This window comes from Pseudomonas sp. ADAK18, assembly GCF_012935695.1.
Lineage (GTDB): Bacteria > Pseudomonadota > Gammaproteobacteria > Pseudomonadales > Pseudomonadaceae > Aquipseudomonas.
Window position 1 is genome coordinate 1,989,908 of sequence record NZ_CP052859.1, and the last position, 18,635, is coordinate 2,008,542.

Consider the following 18,635-nt stretch of genomic DNA (forward strand, 5'->3'; position numbering starts at 1 on the left):
GTAAGGTCACGAGGATAAGGGATGAGAGGCGGTTGAACAATGAATCACGCAGCACCCATCCACGGTTTATTATCCTTCTCGAAAAGACGGCACTATGGCCCGCCTCGCGGGTCTTTGGTTTATGAGAGAGCCGGAAAATCTGATGGAGGCACCTGTGAGCATCAAAGACAACCCCGAGGACTACCAGGACCTGAAGCGGGCCGTGGGTTTGCTGGAGTCACCCTCCCTGACGGCGAGGCTCTCGGGCATGATCGGCTCACCTATCGAAAGCGCGGTAAAGGCATTGCCGGGTGTGGTTTCAAAACGCATCAATGGCGCCGTGGCGGCGGCGCTGCATTCGTCCGCTGACGCAGCACTGTGGAGCCTGGAAAACAGCCCGAAAAAGCCGGCCTCGACCCGTCTGCACAAGGTCTATGCTGCGACCTCGGGGGCTATCGGCGGGGCTTTCGGGATTGCGGCGCTGTTTGTCGAGCTGCCGATCTCCACCACCATCATGATGCGCTCGGTCGCCGACGTGGCGCGCAGCGAAGGTTTTGACCTGGGAGACTTTGCTACCAAGCAGGCGTGCATCGAGGTGTTTGCCATGGGCGGCAACAGCCAGGCCGACGATGCGACGGAGACGGGTTACTACATGACCCGCAGTTTCACCACTCAGGCTATGCAACAGCTGTCCAAGGAGCTGGCGGGGATAGCCGCCAAGCAGGGTTCCAAGGCCATCAGCACCCTTTCCCCAGGGCAGGCCGGGAAATGGCTGGCGATACTGATTGATAAAGTTGCGACACGTTTTGGTTTCACCATTTCCAGCAAGTTCGCGGCCCAGGCTGTTCCGGTGATGGGGGCCTTTACCGGGGCGACGATCAATGCACTGTTTACCCATTTCTATCAGGACATGGCGCGAGGGCACTTCATCGTCAAAAGGCTTGAGGAAAAGTATGGCTTTGAGCAAATCAAGAGCGAGTACACGGCCATCAAGGCCGCGCCTCGGGTGAGCTAGACGCAGGTGAAGCGATTCGACAGCCCTGGTGCGCCACAAGCCCTTTGAAAGGTCACCCGTATTTGGAGAACGACCACTGAACTGTGGCGAGGGGGCTTGCCCCCGTTGGGCTGCGAAGCGGCCCCAATAAGATCGCTGAATTTTTTCAGATAGACCGAGATGGCAGGTTTTAGGGCAGCTTCGCAACCCAACGGGGCGATACGGCGATCCGGCAAGCGCCCTCGCCACAGGGGCAGTGTTGGGTCTTAATTGGCGGCTCGAAGCCAACTCGGTGGGCTTTCAAGGCATTGAATGACAGCAACCGCTCTGCAATCTACTTCGCAAACGCATATTCCCCACCCTGTTCCAGCGCCTTGCGATACGCAGGTCTATCCTGGAACCTTTGCACCCACGCCGCCACGTTCGGGTACGGTTTCAACTTTCCCTGGGCCCTGGCGAGTTCGCCAATGAAACTCATCTGGATGTCCGCGCCACTCAATGCTTCACCCATCAGATAAGGCGTCTGCCCCAGCACATCGTTCAGATAACCCAGGTAATTGGCCAGCTCCGATTCGATACGCGGATGCAACGGTGCGCCAGCTTCACCCAGGCGCCCGACGTACAGGTTGAGCATCAGCGGCAGCATGGCCGAGCCTTCGGCGAAGTGCAGCCATTGCACGTACTCATCGTAGGCGGCAGTGGCGGGGTCCGGTTGCAGGCGGCCGTCGCCATGGCGGCGAATCAGGTAATCGATGATAGCGCTGGACTCGATCAACACCTGGGGACCGTCTTCAATCACCGGTGATTTGCCCAGCGGATGGATGGCCTTGAGTTCAGGCGGCGCGAGGTTGGTTTTCGGGTCGCGCTGGTATCGTTTGATCTCGTAGGGCAGGGCGAGCTCTTCAAGCAGCCATAGAATGCGTTGCGAGCGTGAGTTGTTGAGGTGGTGGACAGTGATCATAGGAGGCTCCGCTGTGCGAAAGTGGGGAGTCTAGGGCAAATACGACACCGCCGCCTTAGCGTCAGACTTTTCAAGGTCTTTGCAGGCTTGGGATGAAGATCTGACCGACGACGTGAAACCCTTGTGGCAGCTGTCGAGCTTTAGCGAGGCTGCGATAGCGGTGGGTCAGACACCCTCAATGTTGGCTATGCCGACGTCATCGCAGCCTCGCTAAAGCTCGACATCTCCCACAGTTGCTCTTCACTGCCCTGAACTGGGTGTTTCAAGCGTAGTTGGCTGCATTCTCAAAGACCTTGAAAGGGCTGTTACTTTGGGGCGGGCACCCGACCGCCCTTATTGGCAAGCTCGGGTTCCCCGTTCTGTCATCTGCCGAACCCGTAGGCACTGCCCATGCGCATTCCAGCGCAACCTCCACGCAGCACGGTGAAACCTCGCTGTCACCTGAGCCGAAACCGTCCGCTTTTGTTGCCGAAACACCCGAGAATCTATTTGAAAATCAAGGGTTTTCTCCCGAGGTTTTTTCCTTTAGCTGTCATCGGAAACTGCGAACTTCTTCGCCATGGCCTCACCTTCAAGTCACCCCTGATCCAGGCTTGGGACCGGAGCGCCATAGCGTCATGCAAGAGCCATCTACTCAACGTACGAACACGACGAAAGGAGCATCTTCATGTTTAAGCGCAATGTTCTCGCGGTATCCATGACCCTCGCTGCACTGTGCACCGCCCAGGCTGCCATGGCTGACATCAACGGTGGCGGTGCAACCTTGCCACAACCGCTGTACCAGACTACCGGCGTGTTGACTGCCGGTTTTGCCCCGTACATCGGTGTGGGCAGTGGTAACGGTAAAGCGGCGTTCCTGAACAACGATTACAGCAAGTTCGTGCCGGGCGTTACCAACAAGAACGTGCATTGGGCGGGTAGCGATTCCAAGCTGTCCACTACTGAGCTGACCGGTTATTCGGCTGCCCATGGTGCGGCCTGGGGCCCGCTGATCCAGGTGCCTTCGGTGGCCACCTCGGTTGCCATTCCGTTCAATAAGGCGGGTACCGCCGCAGTCGACTTGAGCGTCAGTGACCTGTGTGGTGTGTTCTCCGGTCGTGTGAACCTGTGGGAGCAGATTCCGAGTTCGGGCCGTACCGGCGAAATCGTCGTGGTTTACCGTAATGAAGCCAGCGGCACCACTGAGTTGTTCACCCGCTTCCTCAATGCCAAGTGCTCTGAAGCCAAGCCGTTTGCGATCACCACCAACTTCTCGGCCAGCTACGGCACTCTGCCACCGAAGGCGGTGGCCGCCGTGACCAGCCAAGGCGTCATGGACGCTCTGAACGCTGGCGACGGTCGCATCACTTACATGAGCCCGGATTACGCCGCTCCAACGTTGGCCGGCCTGGATGACGCCACCAAAGTGGCTCGCATCGGCGGTGTGTCGCCAGCTCCAAGCAACGTATCGGCCGCCATCGCTGCTGTTCCGGTGCCAGCTGCGGCCAACCGCTCCAACCCTAACGCCTGGGTGCCTGTATTCGCGGCTACCACCAGCGCTGACCCAAGCGTTGTGCCTTACCCAAGCAGCGGCTACCCAATCCTCGGCTTCACCAACCTGGTGTTCAGCCAGTGCTATGCCGACGCAACTCAAACCTCGCAAGTACGTACTTTCTTCGGCCGCCACTACGGCGCGTTGGTCAACAACGACGCCGCCATCAATAGCAACCGCTTCGTGCCGCTGCCAGCTTCCTGGAAAACCGCAGTACGTGACACCTTCGTCACCGCTTCCAACGGCTTGAGCATCGGTAACACCAGCGTCTGCAACGCCATCGGCCGTCCGCTGTAATTCGGGCTTTCGACGCTACGTAACACCCGATCAGCAACGGCCTGTGCCGTTGCTGATTTTTTTTGCCAGGGGGGTGCCCTCTGATGCGTCACCCCACGGATGAACACCACGAAAGGAATTTGCTCATGTTCAAGTGCAACGTTCTCGCGGTCTCCATGACCCTTGCCGCTCTGTGTACTGTCCAGACGGCAATGGCCGACATCAACGGTGGCGGCTCGACTCTGCCACAACCGCTTTACCAGACTGCCGGCGTATTGACCGCCGGTTTTGCCCCTTACATCGGTGTGGGCAGCGGTAAAGGCAAATTGGCGTTCCTGAACAACGATTACAGCCAGTTTGTACCGGGCTCCATCAACAAGAATGTGCATTGGGCCGCCAGTGATTCCAAGTTGACGGCCGCTGAACTGAGTACCTATCGGGTTAATCATGGCGAGGCCTGGGGCCCATTGATTCAGGTCCCGTCGGCGGCCACCTCGATCGCCATTCCCTTCAATAAAACAGGCGCTGCGGCGGTCGATTTGAGCGTCAATACGTTGTGTGGGGTGTTCTCCGGGCGTTTGACCCAATGGGATCAGATCCCTTCCTCGGGTCGCACCGGTTACCTGACTGTGGTTTACCCCGCGCAGAGCAGTGGCACCACCGAGCTGTTCACCCGTTTTCTGAACGCTAAGTGCGCAGAAACCGGGGTCTTTTATGTCACGACCAACTTCGCCTCCAGCTACACGGGGGGCTTGCCGGCCAATGCTGTGGGTGCCGTCACCAGCCAAGGGGTGATGGATGCAATGAATGCCGCCGAGGGCCGTATCACGTTCATGAGCCCGGCCTATGCCGCGTCTACATTGGCGGGCCTGGATGACGCCACCAAAGTTGCCCGGGTCGCGGGTGTGTCGCCTGCGCCTGCCAACATCTCGATGGCAATCGCCGCCGTTGCCGTACCTGCCGTTGCCAATCGTTCCAACCCGATTGCTTGGGTCCCTGTGTTCTCCGTTGCTAATCCTAATGATCCAAGTGCCGTGCCTTACCCAACTCAAGGTTACCCAATCCTCGGCTTCACTAACCTGATTTTCAGCCAGTGCTACGCCGACGCAACCGAAACGGCGCAAGTACGCTCCTTCTTCAGCCGCCACTACGGCGCGTTGGCCAACAACGACGCAGCCATCAACAGCAACCGCTTGGTGCCACTTCCGGCGTACTGGAAAACCGCTGTGCGTCAAACGTTCACCACCGCCGCCAACGGCCTGAGCATCGGCAACCCGAACGTCTGCACCGGGCTGGGTCGCCCTCTGTAGCCCTTGAACGGCAATGGCCCTGGTCGTTGCCGTTTGCACTGGCGGGGTGCCGTTATCAGTTGCATATGAATTTTCCGTGACAGAAGTTCAGTCCCGCCCCTCGCCAACGGCCTAACTCCCATACGTGACGCGCGTATTCGGCAATAACAAAGAAGGATGAGTCCAGATGGTCCGCTGCAAACCTCCGGTAAACGTGAATGCCCAAGGCCCTGGCGGCCAGACGATCCTGCGCCTCAAGCCCCTGGCCCATGCCATCGCCTTGTTGCTGGTAGCGGGCAGCGCCCAGGGTGCCACGGCGTTCAGTTCCGGTTGGTTCGCGGCCAAAGGGGCTTCCCAGGCGGCGACGGCCGCGCGTCCCGGTGCCCAGATGCTGGGGATGCCGCCACCGCTGTCTCAGCAGACCCGGGTCAACCAGCAGTTGCAGCGTTCCTTGAGCACCCTCAATACCAGCGTCGCCGCCATTGCTGCCCAGCAGGCGGCTCAGGCGGCGGGTCGGCAGGCAGCGTTCGGCCAGGTCTCGAGCATTCCCGACGGCCTAGGCAAGGGCGGGCTGCAGGTCGATAACAGCCTGACTCAGGGCTGGACCAACGCCAAAGGCCCGGTACAGAACCAGGCGGGTGGTAAGACTACCGTGACCATCGAGCAGACCGCCGACAAGGCGATCCTCAACTGGGAAACCTTCAACGTCGGACGCAACACCACCGTCGACTTCCAGCAGCAGTCGAACTGGGCCGCACTGAACCGGGTCAATGACCCCAATGGGCGGCCCAGTGAAATCCAGGGTCAGATCAAGGGCGCCGGCACGGTAATGATCATGAACCGCAACGGTGTGGTTTTCAGTGGCAGCAGTCAGGTCAACGTGCGTAACCTGGTGGCCGCCGCCGCGACCATCACTGATGAGCAGTTCACCCAGCGCGGGATTTACGTGGACGCCAACGGTACCCAACCGACGTTCACCGAGGCGGCAGGCAAGGTTGAAGTACAGCGTGGTGCGCTGATCCAGACCCACGCGGCGGCAACCTCCACCGATTCGGGCGGCTATGCTTTGCTGTTGGGCTCGGAGGTGGAGAACGCCGGCACCATCATCACCGCCAAGGGCCAGACCACCCTGGCGGCGGGTGACAGTTTTTATATCCGCCGAGGCGTGGGTACGGCGGGCAACCATAAGTCCACCACCCGTGGCAACGAAGTAGCGACCAGCCTCAAGGCGGGCAGTACGTCCGGTCAGGTCAGCAATAGCGGCTTGATCATGGCCTCGACCGGCGATATCACCCTGACCGGGCACCACGTGCAGCAGAACGGCGTGGCCCTGGCCAGCACGTCGGTGGAGACGCGCGGCACCGTCCATTTGCTCAACTCGGCCACTGACAGCAGTGGCAGTGTGACCCTGGGGCAGGGCAGCACCACCGCCATCCTGCTGGACAGCAGCGGTTCCTCTGCCCTCAACAGCCAGCGGGAGAATGGCCTGGTTAACCTCGACGGCCTACCCAACAACCTGATCACCGGCGCGTTCAATCATTTGAGCACTGTCAGCGATCGTACCGACCAGTCGCGCATCGAGATCGTCAGCGGTGGCACCGTGGACTTCCAGAAAGGCTCGATCACCCTGGCTACCGGTGGCCAGGTGGCGGTCAGCGCCGGCCAGCGCAGTCTGGTACGCGATGGCGCGCTGATTGATGTGTCGGGTGCGGTCGGCGTCAAGGTGGCGATGGAAGCCAACAACATCAAGATCAACGTGCAGGGTAACGAGCAGCGCGATGCGCCGGTCAACCGTGACGGTGGCAAGCTGATCAACAACGATGTGTGGGTCGACTTGCGTGAACTGGTGTTCGTGCCGGCGGGCACCAACGGCTACGCCACCGATCGTTGGTACACCGCCGGGGGGCTGCTGGAAGTGGGCGGCTACCTCGGTACCCAGGGCCACTCGGTGGGCGAATGGATGGCCCAGGGCGGTACCGTGACCTTTACGGGTAAGGATGTGGTGACCCAGCAGGGCGCACAGATCAATCTGTCCGGCGGCACTGTTGATGTGCAGGGCGGCTACATCCAGCAGAGCTGGCTGAAGGACGCCACCGGACGCCTCTATGAACTGTCGAAGGCGCCGGGGGACATTCTCTATACGGGGTTCTACAAGGGCTATGAAGACACCAGCGCACGTTGGGCACGCACCGATCTCTACTACAACCCGCTGATTGCCTCGCAACGTCGCTACGAGGCCGGTTACACCGTAGGGCGCGATGCCGGCAAGCTGGTGATCGGTACCGCCGGCGCGGTACTGGAAGGTCAATTGATCAGTGAGGTGTTCCAGGGCGACCGCCAGACCCTGGCGCCGGCGATCAATCTTGATGGTTATCAGCAGTCGCAGAAGGCGGCGGCTCAGCGCGCACAACTGATCATTGGCAGCTATACACCGATCTACAACAAGGCCACCGGCACCTTGCGCTACAACCTGAGCCCAACGACGAATGAGGTGTTGATCGAGGGCAAACCGCAAAAAATCGCCGATGGCCTGGACCTGAGCACCGCACTGCCTACCGAGCGTCAGGGCAAGCTGGTGCTCGACAGTGATCAGCTTAACGGCTACCAACTGGGTGCGATCAAGGTAGGCGCCAAGCAGCAGATTGAGGTCAATGGAGCCCTCAAGGTCGCCAACGGCGGGGATATCACCCTGTTCGGGCCACGGGCCTTGGTGAATGCCAACCTTACCGCTAACAGCGGCAGCCTGAATGTGGGCAACGTGCTTAACCAGGTCGACCTCAACCGCGCCAATACAGTGGGCGATGTGACGCTCGCACCCACTGCGGGGACTCAAGCATGGGTGAAGGTGGCCCAAGGCGTCACACTGGACGCTTCAGGGCGTTGGAACAACCTGGCGCTGGAGGCTTCTGACGCCAGCGGGGTGGCCTACACCAATGGGGGTAAGGTGTCACTGCGCAGTAGCGGTGATGTCACCCTGGCGAACACCAGCCTGGTGAATGCGGCCTCCGGCGCGACCATCGGCCTGGACGGCAAAGCCAGCGGCGGCAAGGGCGGCAATGTCACGCTGAGTGCCTTGGGAGCGCTTGGGATGGGGGGAGACATTCACGGCTATGGCATCAACGGCGGTGGCACGCTGGCCTTGCAGGCCCGCAAGGTGCTGATCGGTGACGACGCCAGCGCGACGGATACCGGCACCCTGAAACTGGCCGGTGACTTCTTCGACAAGGGTTTCTCGGCGTATGACATCACTGGCAATGAGGGGTTGATTGTCGCCGACGGGACTCGTGTGGATGTCAGCCAGCCGGTCTATCGGTTGGGCGACCAGGCGAGTACCACGCCGAGCGGCAGCGATCCGGCGGCGATCCTGGAACCTTGGACGCCTCCGTTGTATCAAGAGGACGCGGTCAAAGGTGTGCTGACTCAGCGGCGCGGCGCGGGGCTTACGTTGACGGCCGGCCATCTGGAGTCCTCCGCCGCACAGTTGGCCAGCGCCGCGTTGACGGTGGGGCAGGGAGCGGTGATCAGTGTTGATCCGGGCCAGGCGATCAGCTTGCTCAGCGTCGGCCAATTGACCCTGAACGGCACACTCAGTGCCTGGGGCGGCAATGTCAGCCTGGGCGGCCTCACGGTGCCGGTCTCCGAAGCGGTGAATGCCGTGGGGCACAACCGCTCGATCTGGCTCGGCGAACACGCTCTGATTGATGTCACGGCCCGGGCCGCGACGGCCGTCGACAACCGCGGGCGCAACTACGGGCTGGTGCGTGAAGGTGGCAAGATCAGCGTTGGCGGCGAGATTGACCTGGCCACCGGCATCGCTAAGGCCAGCGATCTGTTTGTCGTGGTGCGCGATGGTGCACGGTTGGAGGCCTCGGGTACCCAGGCCTTACTCAATGTGCCGGGGCAGGGCATGCTCCAGGTCGCCAGTAACGGCGGCAGCATCAGCCTGGTTTCCAATAACGGTCTGTATCTGGACGGTAGCCTGATTGCCCGGGCGGGTGGGGCCGGTGCGGCAGGTGGTAGCCTCGCGGTGGGACTGGAGAGCCCGTACTACACCAAGAACGGCGTGACCGACCGGGTGCTCCATGGCCGGGAGCTGGTGCTCGGTCAGACACATCAGACGAATGAACCGGGCGCCACTGCGCAGACTGCCGCCGACCGCCTGGAATATGGCCACGGCCGTCTGGGAGTGGACCAGGTCCGCGCTGGCGGTTTTGACAACCTGGCGCTGCTGAGCAACGGTTTGTTGAGCTTCGAGGGGGATGTGTCACTGAACGTGGGGCAAAGCCTGCGACTGTACAGCGGCGCGTTCAACCTCAGTGAAACGGCGGCGAGTGATTCCCGAGTCAACCTCTCAGCCCCTTATCTGCTATTGGCCGGCATACTCGCGCCGCCGGAATCCAAGGATCAATACGTGCGCGCGGTCGTTGCCAATGGAGTGCCTTCGCTGCGGGCGAGCGAGGCGCAGTTCAATGCCGACGCTGATTTGCTGGATGTGCGCGGCAGTGTGATGTTCGGCAGCAAGGGCAACCTGCACCAGGCAGACAACAGCCTGGTGATGGTCGAGCGTCGAGGCTTCGACCGGGTGCAATTGACCAGTCAGGGGGATTTGCGTTTTCTCGCCGGCGCCGGTCCCAACGTCGTGGCCACGGGCGTCAGCACCCAGTTGTTGACCCAAGGGGACATGACGTTGCGTGCAGCCCAGTTGTACCCGGGTACCGACGTCGGTGCGCGGGTGATCGCCGGTTATCAGGGCGCCAGTTCAGCGTTCGACCCCACGCGAACACTGACCATCGGGCGAACCCACAACAGCGACCCGGCGCTGCCTTATTCGGCATTTGGCCGTCTAAAGCTGGAGGCCGCCAACATTCGCCAGGGCGGCGTGGTTCGCGCGCCGCTGGGGCTGATCGATATCGGCAGCCAGGGCAGCAACCAGGTGCAATTGCTACCCGGCAGCCTGACGTCGGTCAGTGGCAAGGGGCTGGTGTTGCCTTACGGCGGCACGGTCGATGGGCAGGTCTATCAATACAACGGCAAGACGGTGACGTTCCTCGGCCAGGGTGCAGTGGCCAATGATGCAACCGAATTGAGTGTCGGGGTGATCCTCGGTGGCAAGTCGGTCTCGGTATTGCCTGATGCCACCTTGGATCTGTCCGGTGGCGGTGAGTTGCTGGGCGCCGGGTTCATTTCCGGGCGGGGCGGTTCTACCGACGCACGCTATAACCCATTGGTGCAATTCGGGGCCAATAGTGGATTTGTGTTGCCGGGTCTGGCCACCAACCCGGTGTACGCGATCGTGCCTGGCACGCAACCCGCTGCGGCGTCGGTGGCGGCGGAAGGTGGAGCAGTCGCGCCGCTGATCGGCCAGCAGGTCACTATCGGTGCCGGTGTGCCGGGGTTGCCGGCCGGCACCTACACCTTGATGCCGTCCACCTTTGCGCTGATGCCGGGGGCCTTTCGTGTCGAAGTCAACGGTCTGGCCGGGCTGGGCAGTGACGCGGCCACCCAACAGATGCGTAATGGTTCCTGGTCCACTGCCGGGCATTTATCGATTGCTAACACCGCGATCAGCAGCAGCACGGCGAGCCAGTTGATCCTGACCTCAGCTGACACCTTGCGCCGCTATTCCCAATACAACGAAACCGGCTATGCCCAGTTCGCCCGTGCCGACGCGACCAGGCTCGGCGTGCCACGCCCGATGGTGGAGGCGGATGCCAAGACCCTGAAGCTGGCACTGCGCCCCGGCAGCGGCGCAGAGGCGTTTTCGTTCCAGGGGATCGGGCGCTTCGACGCGGCGAGTGGTGGTTACGGTGGGACCGTGGCCGCACTGAATATGAGCAATAGCGGTCTTGAGGTGGTGAAGGCTGACCAGCCGGCGAGCCACTCGTTCAGCGGTGTGACCCTCAACGCCGACAGCCTCAATGCACTGAGCGCCGCGCGCCTGATGCTGGGCGGCCTGACGGGTGTGATGTACGGCCAGTCAGGTAATTACATCACCCTGGTCAGTGGCGTGAACGAGCCCAGGGGTAGCATCATTTTGCGCGAAGGCGCGACGCTGGCGGCCCCGGAAGTCTTTCTGGTCAGTAACACCGGCGAGATCCTCCTGGAGCAGGGTGCATCCATCAACACCCTTGGCCGGGGCAAGGCCAGTTACGACGCCGGGGATGGGTTTATCTATCAGGTCGCAAACATGCTGGCGGTCTCCAATGGCCTGCTCAACGTGGTCAGCAAGACGCAACCACCGGGCGTGGTCAGTGGTGGCGTCAAGATCGGTGTCTGCGCCAGCGTCGCCTGTAGTGGGCAGACCGCCCTGTATTCCGAAGGCAGCATCGTGGCCTTGACGGACAAGACCTTCGAGCTGGGCGATCAGGTGCGTTACGGCACGCGTCACCTCAACCTGGGAGTGAACACCATCAACCTCGGCAGCGCCCAGGCTTTGACCGATGTGGCCGGCAACCGTTTACCGCCGGGGTTGACCCTCACCCAGCCACTGCTCGACCGTCTGCTGCGTGGCGATACCCAATTAGGCGCGCCAGCCCTTGAGACCCTGCAACTCTCGGCTCGTGACAGCGTTAACTTCTACGGCAGCACCACACTGGACACCTATGACCCGGTGACTGGAAAGTCGCTGCTGAGCAACCTGATGCTGTCCACACCCGCGATTTATGGCGCCGGTGGCCGCGATGATGTGGCGACGATCCATACAGCCAACCTGATCTGGCAGGGCGCTTCGACACCGGCAGGTGCGGTGATCGCCGGCGGCGCCGGCACCGGTAGTGGCCGCCTGGACATCAATGCCCAGCGCATCGAATTTGGCTACGGCGCTTTTGCCCAGCCCAGTACCACCAAAAGCTTCGACCGACTGGCCCTGGGCTTTGCCAACGTCAACCTCAATGCCAGCGAACGTATCACCGCCAACCACAAGGGTAGCCTGTCGGTCTATCAGCGCCAGGGTGCGTATGACCCGGTCACAGGCTTCCAGTACAGCGGTGGCGACCTGACTATTCGAACGCCGCTGATGAGTGGCGAAGGTGGTTCGGTCAACCGCATCACGGCGGGTGGAGCCATTGATGTATTGGCCTCGGCCGGCAGCCGTGGCACGGTCAGCGGCCAGGGCGCTGAACTGGCCTTGCAAGGCGACAGCATTCGCCTGGCTAGCGCGGTGGTGCTGCCCAGCGGCAAGGTCAGCCTGAACGCCCGTGGCGATGTGGTGCTGAGCGATGGGTCGTTGATCGACGTAGCTGGTCACGCCATCACCTTCAACGATGTGACGAAGTACAGTTGGGGCGGTGACGTGCTGCTGGACAGCCGGACCGGCAATATCCTCCAAGCGGCGGGATCGACCCTTGACCTGTCGGCCCAGCATAACCAGGCCGGCAAGTTACGGGCCGTGGCGGTGGATGCGGCAGGGGGGATTGTCGACCTGCAAGGCAGGATCCTTGGCAGCAGCAGTGGTGAGTACGATGCCGGTGGCACCCTGATGCCGTACCAGGCCGGTACTGTGGAAATCCAGGCCCAGCGCATGGGCCGCAGCGGTTTGCTGGACCAGCAGTTCGCCGCTCTCAACCAGCGCCTGAACGAGGGCCAGGTCTTCGGCGCGCGCAGCTTCCAGCTCAAACAGGGTGACCTGACCCTTGGTAGCGGCCTCAAGGCCAGCAACATCAACGTCTCTGTGGACCGCGGCAGCCTGCGGGTCAATGGCCTGGTGGACGCCAGTGGAACACGGGTTGGCAGCATCAACCTGGCCGCCCGCGATGGATTGACCCTGGACAGTAGCGCCGTGCTTGACGCTCATGGCAGCCGGCTGCGGGTGGACAGCTACGGCAAGATTATCGACTCACCCAACCGTGCAATGGTGGTCCTGAGCTCAGGCGACGGTGTGCTGACCCTGGCGGACGGCGTGCGCATCGACCTGCGTCACGGCACAGAGGCAGTGAAGGGCAACGATGGGCGCAGTCGTGGGACGCTGGAACTCAACGCGCCACGCCTGGCGGGCGTCGATGGCACCCTCAATGACATTGCCATCGATGCCCGTGGCCGCCTGGATATCCAGGGTGCGCGCTCGATTGCCCTCAATGGCATGGCTCGCTATGACGACGCCGCGCTCAAAAACGATGCCACCGCCAGCGGCCGACCCTACCAGGTGATCGACCAGGTGTATCTGGATGGCAAGCACGCCTTGAGCACTGCGTTTATCAACGCGGTGTTGCTTAACGAGGATCTGCTGCAGAACAAACTGGCCGGCTTGAACAACGCGACCTACGCCGATGTGTTCCACCTGCGCCCTGGGGTGGAAATCGTCAGCAAGACCCCGGACGGTGACCTGGTAGTGCAGGGTGACGTTGATTTGTCCGGTTATCGCTATGCAAGCCTTAACCCGCATACGCAGAAAACGTCGGTCTATGGCTCGGGTGAATCCGGCAGCTTGACCCTGCGCGCCGGTGGTGACCTGAACATCTATGGCAGCATCAACGATGGCTTTGCACCGCCACCGCCAACGGCGGAAGACAAAGGCTGGGTGCTGTTGCCGGGGGTGGACTTCACCGGTGGCGATATCGTTGTGCCCGCCAATGGCGTGACCCTGGCTGACGGTACGGCATTCCCGGCCGGTACCATGCTGAACTATGACTTGCCGATCAAGGGCCTGACCGTGGCCGCCGGTACCCGTTTACCGGTGCGCGCCACCCTGGACCAGGCATTGGTGTTACCGGCCGGGACGGTACTGTCTGCGGCGGTGCTGGATGCCTCGGGTAACCTGCTGCTGGCGGCCGGTACCTTGCTGGACTCAGCGCAGATCCTGGTAGTCGGCACCCAACTGGAGGCTGGCACCTTGCTGGTCGGGGGCACCCGATTGCGGGCCATGATCTGGCCCAAGGGCGTTCCCCTGCCTTCCGTGCACCTTGCGCCCAATGCGGCCAGCAATATCGTGAGCCTCAATGGCAATGTGGCGTTGCCACGCGGCGCTTTGATCCCCTCTGGCACCAACGTCAAGTTGCCAGGCAACGCGGAGTCGGTCCAACTGCGCCCGGAAGTGGCAGGGCGCCAAGGCCAGCTCTGGGCAATTGCGCCGATGCTCGCCGAGGGGTCGCAGTCCTGGTCGCTACGCCTGGTGGCAGGCGCGGATACCGAGGCGGCGGACAGTCGCATTTTGCAGGCAGCTCCACGTAGCGGCGACTTGCACTTGGCGGACAGTCACTACGGCATGTTTGCCAAGGAGTTGCCGTCCAAGGCCGTGCTGGTCTGGACGGCCCAGGCGGTTGAAGAACTGGCGGGATCGGGTATCGACGTCAAGGAGGGCGACCCGATCGATCAAAAACTGTTGGATGATCTTGGACAGGGCAGTATTGCCGACTTCTGCGCCAGCAGCCCCTCGTACTGCGCCCTCAAGGCCACGTATGTATGGACCCAGCAGGCTGTGGATGACCTGGCCAGTTCCGGGATCGATGTTCCGCTCGGCGGGGTGATCGATAACACGTTCCTCGAACAGTTTGGCACCACGGTCGATCAATTCTGTGCCGATACCCCAAGCTACTGCCTCGCGCAAAATGCCAAGGAGTACGGCGCGACACCTTCCAGTGCGCGCTTCAGCGTGATCCGCACCGGCACCGGTGACCTGCAACTGTTGAGCGCGGGCAACCTGAGCATGGACTCGTTGTATGGGGTCTACACCGCAGGCACATCCTCTGCCAGAACAGCGGCGGGCGATCCTTACAACCAACCCAAGGCACTGGGGCGGGCCGATACCGTGCTCAACGACGACCACAGTTATTTCGAGCAATTCGTCAACGGTGGCAGTGACAGCCTGTATCGCGCCTGGTACCCGCAGGGGGGTGGAAACCTGACCTTGGCGGTGGGCGGCAACCTGACGGGCAACATCGTTGCTCCCACGAGCAATGCGTTCTTGCGGCCTAACCCTCAGGATACCGGTACGGACTCGGCAGGCGTGGGTAACTGGCTGTGGCGTCAGGGCAGTGCGGGCGTGAACACCGGGGGCAAACCTCAGCCGACAGCCTGGTGGATCAATTTTGGCAGCGTAACGGCGACCGAGGCGGCTGATCAGTTGGTTGGCTTTACCGGCTTCGGCACCCTGGGCGGTGGTGATCTCGACGTGCAGGTAGGCGGCGATGCCGGCCTGCTGCGACGCATGGCCGGTAGCGCGGTCGACGGTTTCAGGGTCAACCCGCGCAGCCAAGGATTGGTCCTGGCCGTCGGCAGTACCGGGCGTGTGGCGGCTGACGGCAGCCTGCAGTTGACGGGCGGCGGCGATCTGCGTGTGCGCGTCGGTGGCACCTTGAACCCCGCCAGTGACCTGAGTAAGGAACTGCAGAACGGCCTGCTGGTGGACTTGCGTGGCAGCGCGCAGTTACTCAGTGGTGCGATGGGGCAGATTGACCTGCGCTATGGCAGTAATAAATCTGACCACAGCCCCGGTGAGACCCGTGCGTTCGATCCATTGCAGGCGACCCGTGGCCTGGCCACGGGCGGCATGACGCTGGTGCCGGGCGACGCGACCTTCAGCCTCGCCACTTTGGGTGACCTGGTCCTGCAGGACGTAGTCGATCCTGGTCGTGTGGGGTTGTTGAATACCTCCGCGTTCACCCGGGGCACCCAACACGGTACGGGGACCAGCTGGTTTTCGTTGTGGACCGAGCGCACGGCTATTGACCTGTTCTCGGCCGGCGGCAACTTGACGCCTTTCACCGGTATTGCCGCGTCTGACCTGGCGATCGTCTATCCGTCGATCCTTCGGGCGACGGCCGCCAGCGGCAGCCTCTATTACGGCAAGGCGGCTGCGTCGCAGATGCTGGATGTCACTTATTCTTCACCTTTGCTGCTAGCGCCTGGGGCCAAGAGTCAATTGCAGTTCCTGGCGCAGGACTCGATTTATGGCGGTGGCCTGTATGTCACCCCTTCGTCTGCCGACCCGGGCATCATGGCTACACCCTGGCAGCCGGCATTTGTCGGTCAGATTGGCGGTCAGGCAGTGGCGGGTGGCAGTAACCTTTCCGCCAACGGTAACCCGGTGAGCACTGAGGCTTTGCCGCTGTTTGTCTTCGGGGCTGCGAGTGCGTCATCGGCGTCCACCGCCTTGATGGAACCTGCGCGTTTTTATGCGCTGACCGGTGACCTGCTTGGCGTCAGCAGTGGGCGAGTCATCACCTTTGGTACCGGCCCCCAGGATGTCCATTCGGGGCAGACCTGGTACGAGGGCGGCGGGCCGGTGTGGATGATGGCGGGGCGCGACATCGTCAGCAGCGGCAGTCGCTTTGATGACATCGCCAGCCCTCAAGGTGCGCGGTCGCTGGGCAACCTGTTCATCCAGCGTAATCCCAACGATATTTCCGTTATCTCTGCCGGGCGCGACATCCTCTACAGCAACTTCCAGGTCGCCGGCCCCGGTACGCTGGAGCTGACGGCCGGGCGTAACATCCTGATGGAGGACAAAGTCAGCATCACCAGCCTCGGCCCCGTGGTCCCGGGCGATAACCGCCCCGGCGCGAGCATCGTTATGCAAGCCGGTGGCAGCAGCTCGGACTACCGCCGTTTCGTCGAGGCCTACCTCGAGCCGTCCAACCAACTGGCGGCGGGTGAACCGGTGACCTTGCAAAGCAAGAAAGTCGCCAAGACCTATGAGAAAGAACTGGCCACCTGGCTGGCCGAGCGCTTCGGGTTTGTCGGCGACACCGACCAGGCCCGTGCCTATTACGCGGCACTGCCGGCCGAGCAACAACGGGTATTTGCCCGTGACGTGTACTTCGCCGAGCTCAAGGTTGCCGGCCGTGAGTACAACCAGGACGGTGGCGTGCGCCAGGGCAGTTACGTGCGTGGCCGGGGGGCGATTGCCGCGTTGTTCCCGGACAAGGACGTGGCCGGTAATCCGATCACCTACAAGGGCGATATCACGATGTTTGGCGGTTCGGGCGTGCACACTGATTTCGGTGGTTCGATCCAGATGCTCACACCGGGTGGCGGCCAGGTCTTCGGCATCGAGGGCGCCGCACCACCGTCTACGGCTGGGGTGATCACCCAGGGCGCCGGAGATATCCAGCTGTATTCCATGGGCAGCATCCTGCTGGGTCAGAGCCGGATCATGACCACCTTTGGTGGTTCGATCATGGGCTGGTCGGCCGAGGGTGATATCAACGCCGGCCGAGGCTCCAAGACCACTGTGGTGTATACGCCGCCTCGGCGGATCTATGACAACTGGGGTAACGTCAGCCTGTCGCCATCGGTGCCGAGTACCGGTGCGGGTATTGCCACGCTTAACCCGATTCCAGAAGTACTGGCGGGGGATATCGACCTGATCGCACCGTTGGGCACCATCGATGCGGGAGAGGCGGGAATTCGGGTGTCGGGCAATATCAACATTGCGGCGTTGCGGGTGGTGAACGCGGCGAATATCCAGACTCAGGGCAAGTCGTCCGGGGTGCCGGTGTCGGCGGCGGTGAACACCGGGGCGATGACCTCGGCCAGTGCGGCGGGGGCGGCGGCGTCCCAGGCGGCGGAAGATGCGGCGCGTAATCAGCAGGCGGCGGCGCGCCAGGGCAGGGCGTCGATTGTCACGGTTGAGGTGTTGGGGTTTGGCACGGAGCCGGTGCAGCGTGGGCCGGATTCGGCTTCGACGTCGCCGGTTTATAACCCGGACAGTCCGGTGCAGGTGCTTGGGGCTGGGCCATTGAGTGACCAGGCGCGGGCGCAGTTGACGGATGAGGAGCGGCGGCAGATCAGTTTGTAGGGTTTTTAGGGACCTCTCGTTGTATTTGGGGCGATCATTGATCGCCCATTTTTTTTGGGGTTGGGTTGGGTACATATCCGTTTTTTTGGTTATGGCGGCTATTGGTTCCGCTCTTACAGCGGCTCACTTTTGAGAAGCGCAAAAGTAAGCAAAACGCTCTTGCCCCACCACTCGGTGCCTCGCCTAGGCTCGGCATGCCCGCACGCAGGCATTGCTCCGTGGGCCCGCCGCGATCGGCCATCCATGGCCGTGTCGCGGCTACCCCGGCATCCATGCCGGGGTGCCCACTGCGCAATACCTGCGTGCGGCCATCGTGGTTTAACGGGGCGCCTAAGATCACAATCAAAAGCACGGCGGCCTGAAAGCCGACCTGAGTGGTAGAAGCAAAGGCAAGGGCCAGAGCGAAAGCAGATCTGCTTTTCTGTGGGAGCTGGCTTGCCTGCATCGCAGCATAGGTATCTACACATTTCTTGAATCCCCTGAAAACCTGTAGCCGCTGCCGAGGTACGAGGCTGCGATGGGTGGCGCAGCCGCCCCTGGGGCGATCCTGCGGACCGCTTCGCAGCCTCGTACCTCGGCAGCGGCTACAGAAAATCAGGTCCCCAAGCAATTGCGTAGATGCCATCGCAGGCAAGCCAGCTCCCACAGTAGACCGTGCCGGCTTTTGATTTTGCCTTCGCTTCACACCACTCAAGCCGGCCGGTAGGCCGCTGTGTTCTTGATCTGCTTTTGATTTTGATCTGAGGCGCCCCGTTAAACCACGATGGCTGAACGCAGGTATTACGCAGTGGGTAAACCGGCAGGACGCCGGTTTAGCCGCACTGGGCCAGGGATGGCCCATTGCGGCGGCCCACGGAGTAATGCCGGAGTGA

Annotated in this window: 5 protein-coding genes; 4 read left to right on the top strand and 1 reads right to left on the bottom strand. The window is 61.9% G+C overall.

Annotation, left to right across the window (positions count from 1 at the left end):
• The first annotated feature begins 142 nt into the window (after positions 1 to 142).
• Positions 143 to 994: an EcsC family protein gene (locus tag HKK55_RS08955; protein WP_169354321.1), complete on the top strand. Its 852-nt coding sequence runs from the start codon at positions 143 to 145 to the stop codon at positions 992 to 994.
• Between the two features lie 313 nt (positions 995 to 1,307).
• Here HKK55_RS08955 and HKK55_RS08960 read toward each other — a convergent pair whose 3' ends face one another.
• The gene (locus HKK55_RS08960) at positions 1,308 to 1,934 is read right to left on the bottom strand and encodes a glutathione S-transferase family protein (protein ID WP_169354322.1); all 627 of its coding nucleotides are present in this window, start codon (positions 1,932 to 1,934) and stop codon (positions 1,308 to 1,310) included.
• Between the two features lie 667 nt (positions 1,935 to 2,601).
• Between HKK55_RS08960 and HKK55_RS08965 the strand changes: the two genes are divergently transcribed.
• From HKK55_RS08965 to HKK55_RS08975, 3 genes are all read left to right on the top strand, one after another.
• Positions 2,602 to 3,762: a substrate-binding domain-containing protein gene (locus tag HKK55_RS08965; protein ID WP_169354323.1), complete on the top strand. Its 1,161-nt coding sequence runs from the start codon at positions 2,602 to 2,604 to the stop codon at positions 3,760 to 3,762.
• Positions 3,763 to 3,887: 125 nt separating this feature from the next.
• Positions 3,888 to 5,051: a substrate-binding domain-containing protein gene (locus HKK55_RS08970; protein ID WP_169354324.1), complete on the top strand. Its 1,164-nt coding sequence runs from the start codon at positions 3,888 to 3,890 to the stop codon at positions 5,049 to 5,051.
• A 166-nt stretch (positions 5,052 to 5,217) separates the two neighbouring features.
• Positions 5,218 to 17,763 (top strand): filamentous hemagglutinin family protein, encoded by a 12,546-nt coding sequence (locus HKK55_RS08975; protein ID WP_169354325.1) that lies wholly within the window; start codon positions 5,218 to 5,220, stop codon positions 17,761 to 17,763.
• Positions 17,764 to 18,635 lie beyond the last annotated feature (872 nt).